At 46.0% G+C, this 9,982-nt stretch carries 10 protein-coding genes and 1 pseudogene; 5 read left to right on the plus strand and 6 right to left on the minus strand.

Annotation, left to right across the window (positions count from 1 at the left end):
- Positions 1-68 (minus strand): annotated as a pseudogene (locus ABLV11_RS06640) (oxaloacetate decarboxylase subunit gamma); the annotation flags it as partial.
- 50 nt (positions 69-118) lie between these two features.
- Positions 119-1,387 (minus strand): SLC13 family permease, encoded by a 1,269-nt coding sequence (locus tag ABLV11_RS06645; RefSeq protein WP_064345083.1) that lies wholly within the window; start codon positions 1,385-1,387, stop codon positions 119-121.
- A 222-nt stretch (positions 1,388-1,609) separates the two neighbouring features.
- Between ABLV11_RS06645 and ABLV11_RS06650 the strand changes: the two genes are divergently transcribed.
- The gene (locus tag ABLV11_RS06650) at positions 1,610-2,593 is read left to right on the plus strand and encodes a LysR family transcriptional regulator (protein WP_094298959.1); all 984 of its coding nucleotides are present in this window, start codon (positions 1,610-1,612) and stop codon (positions 2,591-2,593) included.
- Here ABLV11_RS06650 and ABLV11_RS06655 read toward each other — a convergent pair whose 3' ends face one another.
- Entirely contained in the window at positions 2,594-3,484 is an 891-nt protein-coding gene (locus tag ABLV11_RS06655) for a LysR family transcriptional regulator (RefSeq protein ID WP_064345082.1), read from the minus strand.
- A gap of 129 nt (positions 3,485-3,613) precedes the next feature.
- Here ABLV11_RS06655 and ABLV11_RS06660 point away from each other — a divergent pair, with 129 nt between their 5' ends.
- Both ABLV11_RS06660 and ABLV11_RS06665 read left to right on the plus strand, forming a co-directional pair.
- On the plus strand, positions 3,614-4,459 hold the full coding sequence (locus ABLV11_RS06660) for a fumarate hydratase (protein WP_064345081.1): 846 nt from the start codon (positions 3,614-3,616) through the stop codon (positions 4,457-4,459).
- A 14-nt stretch (positions 4,460-4,473) separates the two neighbouring features.
- Positions 4,474-5,019, plus strand: coding sequence for a FumA C-terminus/TtdB family hydratase beta subunit (locus ABLV11_RS06665; protein WP_077265801.1), 546 nt, complete (start codon positions 4,474-4,476; stop codon positions 5,017-5,019).
- Positions 5,020-5,127: 108 nt separating this feature from the next.
- Here the strand turns inward: ABLV11_RS06665 and aroG are convergent, their stop codons facing one another.
- Positions 5,128-6,180 (minus strand): 3-deoxy-7-phosphoheptulonate synthase AroG, encoded by a 1,053-nt coding sequence (gene aroG, locus ABLV11_RS06670; RefSeq protein ID WP_064345080.1) that lies wholly within the window; start codon positions 6,178-6,180, stop codon positions 5,128-5,130.
- A gap of 315 nt (positions 6,181-6,495) precedes the next feature.
- Between aroG and ABLV11_RS06675 the strand changes: the two genes are divergently transcribed.
- Positions 6,496-6,867 (plus strand): YbgS-like family protein, encoded by a 372-nt coding sequence (locus tag ABLV11_RS06675; RefSeq protein ID WP_004100346.1) that lies wholly within the window; start codon positions 6,496-6,498, stop codon positions 6,865-6,867.
- A gap of 118 nt (positions 6,868-6,985) precedes the next feature.
- Positions 6,986-7,930, plus strand: coding sequence for a CDF family zinc transporter ZitB (gene zitB / locus ABLV11_RS06680; RefSeq protein ID WP_004100345.1), 945 nt, complete (start codon positions 6,986-6,988; stop codon positions 7,928-7,930).
- On the opposite strand, the gene pnuC is transcribed toward zitB, so the two are convergent.
- Together pnuC and nadA are read right to left on the minus strand one after the other, a co-directional pair.
- On the minus strand, positions 7,927-8,646 hold the full coding sequence (gene pnuC / locus ABLV11_RS06685) for a nicotinamide riboside transporter PnuC (RefSeq protein ID WP_049127789.1): 720 nt from the start codon (positions 8,644-8,646) through the stop codon (positions 7,927-7,929). The two genes, zitB and pnuC, sit on opposite strands and share 4 nt — an antisense overlap.
- Before the next feature lie 35 nt (positions 8,647-8,681).
- A complete protein-coding gene (gene nadA / locus ABLV11_RS06690; protein ID WP_004100341.1) occupies positions 8,682-9,725 on the minus strand; it encodes a quinolinate synthase NadA in 1,044 nt (347 codons plus the stop codon).
- Between the last annotated feature and the right edge of the window lie 257 nt (positions 9,726-9,982).

Genomic DNA, 9,982 nt, shown 5'->3' on the forward strand with positions numbered 1-9,982 from the left:
GCCAGCACGAACCCCATGCCGAGGAACATCAGGGTGAAGCCTTCGCCTAATAGCACCGAATTATTCATAATAAAGCCTCAAACCTAATAATCTGAAATATAAAAAGTAATATCATGAATTAATAAAAGGGATAAAAAATCGGCAGTAAAATCATACTAACGATAAAACAGACTAAACTAATCGCCAATCCAGGCTTTAGGAAATCCTTAAATTTTACATTACCCGGACCAATAATCATTGAGTTTGCTGGAATAGCCATTGGAGTACAAACAGCAACACTACTCGCAATAAAAACAGCAATAACAACAGCACGAGGATCTGCGCCAATAGATTGCGCGATAGTCCATCCTACTGGGCATAACAACGTACATGCTGCAGTGTTACTCATGACTTGAGTCAAAGCCCAGGTAAGTATCCATAATGAAGCCATGATAATCATAACGCCCGAGTTTCCGGTTACTGAAATAACTGCATTTGCAATCATCTCACCAGCGCCAGTAGAATTAAGCGCAGCGCCTAAAGGCATCATAAATGCGAGCATAAAAACAGTCAGCGTTTCAAATGAATTAAATGTTTCCCTTTGCGTTAAAACGCCGGTTAATACCAGAACAATAGCTGCGCAGCATGCAATAATATGCATTGGCGGAAGAAATTTGATATAATCAGTCGCCACCATCCCAGCAATGGAAAGGATAAAAACTATTAAAGTCAAATTTCTATGCCAGGCTGGGATATGGCTATAATCCATTTGAGAGTCCGATTGTGCACTTCCCTCACGATCGGCAATAAGTTTTGAACCAAAAAAATAGAGAAATATAGAACATGTAATCAGCAAAGGAATGCCAATTTTAGCATACTCAAAAAATGGTACTGACATACTTCCTTTGCTAAAAGTTTCAATGGTATTTTTAGCAATTAAATTTCCTGGAGAGCCAATAATAGAGATATCGGCACCAATTGTTGCACCAAAAACAAGAGGCATAAGTAGTTTAATAGGTTTAATTTGACTACTTGCAGCAATACCCAAAACGATAGGAATCAACACAGCAACTGTTCCACTATTAGAAACAAAAGCGGACATAACCCCACTGATAAGAAAAATTAAAACACTCAGACTTCGTTCCGTTTTAGCATATTTAAGTAAAATTTTACTTGATTGCCATGCCAAACCTGTTTTAAAAAATGCCGCGCCTAGTACACACATGGCAACAATAAGAATAACATTCTCATTTACAATTGAAGCAAAGATATCCTTAGCATCAATAATCCCAGTAAAATAAAGCGCCATGGGAACCATAAAGGCAACTAATCCCATAGGAAGACGATCGCTAACAAAGATAATAATTGCAACCACTAAAATCAGCAAAGTAATAATCGCTGGTGACATATATACGTCCTTATATTATTAGGGCACAAAAACAACTCATTACAATTGCGAATACAACTGCTATAAGCATAAATCACATATTACACTAAAATTAAACCCAATTAATTACTATTAAGAAAGAATATACTTACATAAATAACAACACTTAATCGACAAAGGCATAACATCTTCCCACTGTTTTTGTATCTATTTAATCAAATAACTTCCTCAAAAAACCTGTCTGTGTATAATGCTACTTATATAAATGGACCTCATCCAATGCTAATAAGGTTGCAGCTTATGCAATATCGGCATCACCTCGAACTAACATGGCTTGAAGACTGTCTGGCTCTAAAAGAAACGTTGAATTTCTCAAAAGCGTCTGCCTCAAGATATGTGACTCAACCCGCATTTAGTCGTCGGATACAATCTCTCGAAGAATGGGTGGGTACTCCCCTTTTTGAGAGAAGTAAACGGGGAGTAACCCTTACAAAGGCTGGAGAAACATTTACAGATCAACTACCCGAACTCATACACGCCTTATACACATTAAAAAGTGATACCCTTGAGGCTGCGGGCAATAAACAGCCCAATCTTGTTTTTTCAGCAACACATGCTTTATCTTTCTCTTTTGTGCCATCTTTGTTAAAACAAAGTGAAAAAATTGCGAAATTCGGTTCATTTCGTCTTTTATCCGATTCATTGAATGCGTGTGAAAAAATGATGAGGCAGGGAGATTCACAATTTTTATTGTGTCATCATCACCCACATATGCATCTAAACTTAAATCAAAATAATTTTATGAGTATCCGTCTTGGGTTTGATACATTAATTCCATTCAGTAAACCAGATACAGAAACGTTACAGCCATTATGGAATATAAAAGATAAGATTCAATTTCCCTATCTTTCTTTTTCATCACAATCGGGTCTGGGAAGAATAATATCAAATACAGCTTCTATTAGCCGAATAACTCATAATATGAACGTAGCTTTTGTAGCCGATCTAGCCGCAACGCTACTGGCAATGGTCAGATCAGGCGATGGTGTCGCCTGGATACCTCAAAGTCTTGCCAGGCAGGATATAGAGGCTAACACGATTGTTAGCGCAGCAGAACAAGAAAGCAATTTATGGATCCCCATTGAAATAAAACTTTATAGGCCGGCTAAGAGAATGCCTTCTGATGCTGAAGAACTATGGGAAATTTTCGTTGAAGAACAAATATAATTATTCAATTGTAAAATGTTCTTTAATATAATCCCCCATAAATTTAATTAATGCTCTGGTTGCATATGATAGATATTTATCTTCTTTCCAGGCCAAACCAATCGTAACATATGTTGGTTCAGTCATTGCTTTAGTTATTATTTTTTCCGCTTTAAGATCAACCGCATCCAGGATAAAAGAAATACCTTCATTCTTTGCAACGAGATCAAGGTTAGTTTGAATCCTGTTTGATGACAGAAAAATATGCGTATGAATTCCCCGTTTTGTACATTCTTCAATAATGGTTTTCCTGTGCCAGGAATCTTTTTTCATTAATATCAATGGTTCATATTGTAGATCTTCCCAATCAATACTATCTTTTTTTGCCAGCGGATGTTTATCTGACATACATACTACATGCTGCTGCGTCATCAAGGGTACCGTAACTAACTCTTTCGGAGAGTCGTTGATGATAACAATAGCAAGATCCAGCTCTCCGGCAGAAAGTTTTTCATGCAAACCAAAAGTTCCCTCTTCCACAAGAGAAAGTTCCATCTCTGGATAAATCTCTCGAAAATGCTTAAAAAGCGGTGAGAACAGAAACAAACTGATCATAGGTGGGATCCCTAATGTTACTATCCCACTATTTTCATTACGGTAATCTTTCATTTCCGCTACACTATTTTTTAATGCAATAAGAATAGGTTCAATTTTTTGTAAAAAAAATGCCCCCTGCTCCGTAAGGACAAGTTTATTTTTCTTTCTGTCAAATAATGTAACGCCTAATTCAGCCTCCAGCTTTTTAATAGCAATCGTAATGTTAGGCTGAGAAACAAAATGCCGCTCAGCCACTCTGGTTAAGTTACCTAACAAAGAGGCGCTTACAAAATACTCCAACTGTCTAATTTCCATTTATTTTCCGAAGCCATAAATTAAATTTATCGTTTAATAAAAATAACATATTTCCATACTTTAATGAATAAGAATACCATAAAAATGTGATCAATGGATAAAACAATGCAACATAGCACTGGAGGGAGTATGAGTCGTGTATTAAATACAGAAATTATCATTCCTGTTATCGAAAATCTTGTAAAAAAAGCTTGTTATGAACTGGATGATAATCTCATGTGTTCTTTTCGTAAAGCATATGAGAAAGAAGAGTCAAAGATCGGCAAGGAAACTATTAAGATACTAATCGATAATGGCGAATATGCTAAAAAAGAACAGCTTGCATGTTGCCATGATACCGGTACTTGTATCGTTATCATGGAAATTGGTCAACATGTATGCTGGGAAGGTAAGCCTCTTAAAGATCAGGTGAACCAAGGCGTTCGCCAGGGCTATGAAAATGGATACTTAAGAAAATCTATGGTTGCAGATCCCTTAGAACGTATTAATACTAACGATAATACACCTGCAATTTTACATACTGAAATTGTTGAGGGTGATCGAGTGAGTATTACCGTTATGCCAAAGGGCGGCGGTAGCGAAAATATGGGAACATTTAAAACATTGCTTCCTGGCGATGGTATTGATGGTATAAAAGAATTTGTTCTGGATACTGTCCGTCGTGTAGGAGGTAATCCATGCCCACCTTATATTATTGGTATTGGCGTTGGCGGTACAATGGACCACTGCTCATGGATGGCAAAGAAAGCATTATTACGCCCTCTTGGCGAGTTCAATGCTAAACCACTTTATGCCCAGCTTGAAGCTGAATTATTAGAGGCCGTAAATAATACAGGGATCGGCCCTTTAGGTATGGGGGGGCGTATTACGGCGTTAGGCGTGCATGTCGATTACTATCCTTGCCATATCACTGCACTGCCAGTCGCAATCAATTTCCAATGTAATGCGAGCCGCCACGCTAGTGAAATCATTTAATATCTGGAGATGCTATGATGGAATTAACATTACCATTGACTAAAGAGAAAGCTAAAACTCTGAAGGTCGGCGATATATTATTTCTCACTGGATTTGCTTACACCTGTCGTGACGCCGCTCATAAAAAAATAGAAGTAGCGCTTAGCAACGGTGAAAAATCGCCTGTCGATTTTCACAACCAAACGATTTACTATGCAGGCCCCTGTCCTGCCAAACCAGGTTTGCCAATTGGCTCTAATGGCCCTACAACAGCTGCGCGTATGGACCCATTTGTAGAAATGATGTTCCAACAAGGAGCAACCGCATTTCTTGGCAAAGGCGACCGTGCTGATTATGTCGCTGAGCTTTGCAAAAAGTACGGTGGGGTTTCGCTACTTGGTATTGGAGGAGCGTCTGCAATTAATACAAAACATGTTAAATCAGTTGAAATTGTTGCCTACGAAGAATTAGGAACAGAATCTATTAAGAAGTTATATTTTGATCGCTACAGAGTTATTGTAGGCATTGATTCTGAAGGAAATACACTTCAGAAGCAGGAAGTACATAAATTCGCCAAATAATAACGTATTACTATTGGTCAAATCGGTCCGGTAAGATGTTACCGGACCGATATCTTTTAGTTCCTGTATTTCAGGTCAGAAATATAACCCACAAGATGGAAAAAAAGTTTAACCGCGACGCGCTTTTACCGCCCCGGCCAGCTGGCGAAGTAGCGTATCGGTATCTTCCCAGCCGATGCAGGCATCGGTAATACTTTTACCGTAGGTCAGCGGCTCGCCGCTTTCAAGACTCTGATTGCCTTCCACCAGGTGGCTTTCAATCATCACACCCATAATCGACCGCTCGCCGCCGGCAACCTGCTGACATACGTCAGCGCCGACATCCATCTGCTTTTTAAACTGTTTGCTGGAGTTGGCGTGGCTGAAATCAATCATAATTTGAACGGGCAGACCTGCTTTCGCCAGACCGACCTTCACTTCGGCAACGTGCTGCGCGCTGTAGTTCGGCTCTTTTCCGCCGCGCAGGATAATATGGCAATCGCTATTACCGCTGGTGTTCACAATTGCCGAATGCCCCCATTTGGTCACCGACAGGAAACAGTGCGGCGCGCCGGCGGCGTTAATGGCGTCGATAGCCACTTTGATGGTTCCGTCGGTGCCGTTTTTAAATCCAACCGGGCAGGACAAGCCGGAAGAGAGCTCACGATGCACCTGCGACTCCGTGGTCCGCGCGCCAATCGCGCCCCAGCTCATCAGATCGGCAAGATACTGCGGCGTGATCATATCGAGGAATTCCCCCGCCGCGGGCAGCCCGCTGTCGTTGATATCAAGCAGCAGCTTGCGCGCGATACGCAGGCCATCGTTGATGCGGAAGCTGTTATCCATATGCGGATCGTTGATCAGCCCTTTCCAGCCGACGGTGGTACGCGGTTTCTCAAAATAAACGCGCATCACGATTTCCAGCTCGCCTTTTAGCTCTTCACGAAGCTTAAGCAGACGTTCAGCATACTCTTTTGCCGCCGCCGGATCGTGAATGGAGCAGGGCCCAATGACCACCAGCAGGCGATCGTCATTCCCTTTCAGGATCTGATGGATCGCTTTACGAGCATGCGCAACGGTATTGGCAGCATTTTCGGTAGCGGGGAACTTTTCCAGGAGCGCAACGGGAGGTAATAATTCGTTGATCTCTTTAATACGTAAATCGTCGTTCTGATAATTCATCTTATTTCCAGCGTTGCCATACTTATCCAGTGAAATGCAATCCCTCCAATCTATCTCTTCATGCAAAAAGTGTAAATGTGATTTTACAGTAGCGGCAGAATATTCCTGGAAATAGGCTAAAAAACGCCATAAAGTCGCGGAATAGTGGCCACAAGCTATAATTTTTAACTGTTAGAACTTAATTTTCTTTAGCATTCAGCATTATATATTAATGCCGCTCGCTATCACCGAAGCTTTAACCACAACGAGTCAAACCTCCGGCAAATGCACTGTTGGAAGAGGTAATTCGACAAATCGACATAACAGGAGCATCCAATGAAAATGAATAAGCTAACCAGTCTTCTCCTCGCAGCAACCCTTGGTCTGGCCAGCGGCGCGGCCCTGGCCGCCGATACCGGGGCGCAGTCGAATAATGGGCAAGCGAACGCAGCGGCCGACGCGGGCCAGGTCGCCCCCGATGCGCGTGAAAACGTGGCGCCAAACAACGTCGACAACGGTAAAATCAACTCCGGTTCCACCGATACCAACGGCACCATGCTCCACCCTGACGGCTCGACCATGAACCATGACGGCATGTCGAGCGACGAAGTGCACAAAAACTCAATGTGCAAAGATGGCCGCTGTCCGGATACTGATAAAAAAGTCGGTCAGGACGAAGCGACGAAAACCGACGGTACCACCCAGTAAGCTGAGTGCCGGACACCAGGGAGGAGAGCTAAGGCTCTCCTTTTTTTCATTTTATTCACCCCAGAAAGGGAATCATGTCATAAAGTAATCATCAAAATAATAATGTAGGGAAGGCACCATGGGGCAATCACACTCGCATAATTCTGCGCAACCCACCGAAGATAAAAATGCCCGTCGGCTACTGCTGGCGTTCTGCGTTACTGCCGGGTTCATGGTGGTTGAGGTCGCAGGCGGACTCATTTCAGGTTCACTGGCGCTGCTGGCCGATGCCGGGCATATGTTGACGGACGCGGCAGCGCTGCTGTTCGCCTTTCTGGCAGTGCGTTTCGCCAGTCGACCGCCGAATGCGCAACATACCTTTGGCTGGCTGCGGCTGACCACGCTGGCGGCTTTTCTCAATGCCATTGCTTTAGTGGTCATTACGATCCTCATCGTCTGGGAGGCCATTCAGCGCTTTCATCATCCGCAGCCGGTGGCCGGTAAAACGATGATGGTTATTGCTGTGGCCGGCCTGCTGGCCAATATTCTGGCCTTTTGGATCCTGCATCGCGGCAGTGAAGAACGTAATCTCAATGTGCGGGCCGCCGCTCTGCATGTGCTGGGGGATTTACTCGGCTCGGTCGGGGCGATTATTGCCGCTGTCGTGATCCTTACGACCGGCTGGACGCCTATCGACCCCATCCTGTCCGTGCTGGTATCGTGCCTGGTTTTGCGCAGCGCCTGGCGTTTGCTGCAGGAGAGCGTCAACGAACTGCTGGAGGGGGCGCCGCGCTCGCTTGATGTTGAGGCACTAAAGCGCGATCTGCGTCGCTCAATACCGGAGGTGCGCGATGTACATCACGTCCACGCCTGGCTGGTCGGCGAAAAAACGGTGATGACGCTGCATGTGCAGGTGGTGCCGCCGCACGATCACGATGGCCTGCTGGAACGGATCCAACATTTCTTACAGCATAAGTACGAAATTGGACACGTAACGGTGCAGATGGAGTATCAGCCCTGCAGCGGCCCGGAGTGCCGTCTCAACATGACGCACGCCGGGCATGGCCATCACCATCACCACTAGCGGGAAAACGCGCGAGAGCCTCGCTCACGCGCGCTATTAATCCACATGCGGCTGCCGTTGAGGGCGATGAATGTCAGAATCAAATATTCTAGCGACATCGCATAAACCCCCTGGAGGGCGAAAATAACGATGCTAATGACGTTGATGATCACCCACAGCAGCCAGTTTTCAACGTATTTTCGGGTCATCAGAATCATCGCCGCAATCGAGAGTACCATCATGCAGGAGTCCCAGAACGGGAATGCGTCTGGCTGCAGCGCCGGCATAACGACCTGCAGGCCCAGGGCGTGCATCAGCGCAACGGCAATCCTGGTCAGGTACGCAAAAACCGGATCGATAAATAGCGTCATCAGGCCAATCGCCACCACGCAGGCCGCCAGCCAGCCTAACGCTTTCGGCAGCGGTAGCCAGCGGATTTGCAGCTCAGCCTGGTTATCGCTGGTCTGTCGTGACCAGGCATACCAGCCGTAGACGTTGGCAACAAAGAAGAAGACCTGGAGCAGAAGGCTGGCGTACAGCTGGATCTGAAAAAAGATAATGGCAAACAGCGTGACGTTGATTAACCCAAAGGCATAGTTGACGATCTTCTCCAGGCTCGCCAGCCAGATGCACAGCAGGCCTGCGATAGTACCGACGGCTTCAATCCACGACAGATCATAGCCCCCGGCGCCAATGGGTATGTGAACTAAAATATTCTGCGTACTAAAAAAATCCATCTTATCCCCAGAGCGTACTGTGACGCAGTAATGAACTATCCCCGAAGTGTAGCCGCAAAATCGAGCATTCTGTTTAGCGGAACCAGCGCCCCGGTACGCAGCTGTTCATCAACATGAATTTCATGTTCAGCGCCCCCGTTCTCCAGCGCTTCAGCAATGGCCTGCAGGCCATTCATCGCCATCCACGGACAGTGCGCGCAGCTGCGGCAGGTCGCTCCTTCGCCTGCCGTAGGGGCTTCCAGCAGCTCTTTTTCCGGCACCGCCTGCTGCATTTTGTAAAAAATCCCCCGGTCGGTGGCGACAATCAGCTGCTGGTGCGGGAGCGTTTTTGCCGCACTGATTAACTGGCTGGTTGAACCTACCGCATCGGCCATATCGACGATCGCCTGCGGTGATTCCGGGTGAACCAGAACCGCAGCCTGCGGATATAACGCTTTCATTCTTGCCAGCGCTTGAGTTTTGAATTCATCATGAACAATACAGGCCCCATGCCAGCACAGCACGTCGGCGCCGGTCTGTTTTTGCACGTAGCTGCCCAGATGGCGGTCCGGCGCCCAGAGGATTTTTTCCCCCATGCTATCCAGATGCTCAATGAGTTCCACTGCGATACTGGAGGTCACAACCCAGTCGGCGCGAGCCTTAACCGCCGCAGAGGTATTGGCATAGACCACAACGGTGCGGTCCGGGTGAGCGTCGCAAAAAGCGCTGAACGCCTCGATCGGGCAGCCAAGATCCAACGAACACTCCGCCTGCAGCGTGGGCATCAGGATGGTTTTTTCCGGGCTGAGGATTTTTGCCGTTTCTCCCATAAACCGTACGCCGGCGACCAGCAGCGTAGAGGCGGAATGTCGGGCGCCGAAGCGCGCCATTTCCAGAGAGTCGGAGATGCAGCCACCGGTCTCTTCAGCCAGTTGCTGAATTTCGGGGTCGGTGTAGTAATGGGCCACCATTGCCGCATCGCGTTCACGCAGCAGGCGTTTAATTTTTTCACGATAGAAGTGCTTCTCATCGCGGTTTAACGGCATGGGCTTGGGGGGAAAGGGATAAATTGCCGCTTCCGGATCAAACATTACGCTCATCTTGCAGTCTCGTTTCACTGGCTTAACTTTAAAACCGCAATAACGCCCGAAAAACGGCATTATTCGGTAATGGTGTTTTATATGCTAAACAAGATAGCCGATTGTGCAGAAAATGTCGTGAGGAATTTTTCCCTCAGGAAGCATTTCCCGGAGGCGATGCTGCGCATCTGTCCGGACTGCCAAACCTGCAGAACGCACGAATCTGTAGCCCGATGTGATGGACGCCTCCCCCTTACGGCATCAAAGTGCCAGACTGA

It is taken from the genome of Klebsiella sp. GW_Kp181 (assembly GCF_040062315.1).
GTDB classification, from domain to species: Bacteria; Pseudomonadota; Gammaproteobacteria; order Enterobacterales; family Enterobacteriaceae; genus Klebsiella; species Klebsiella oxytoca.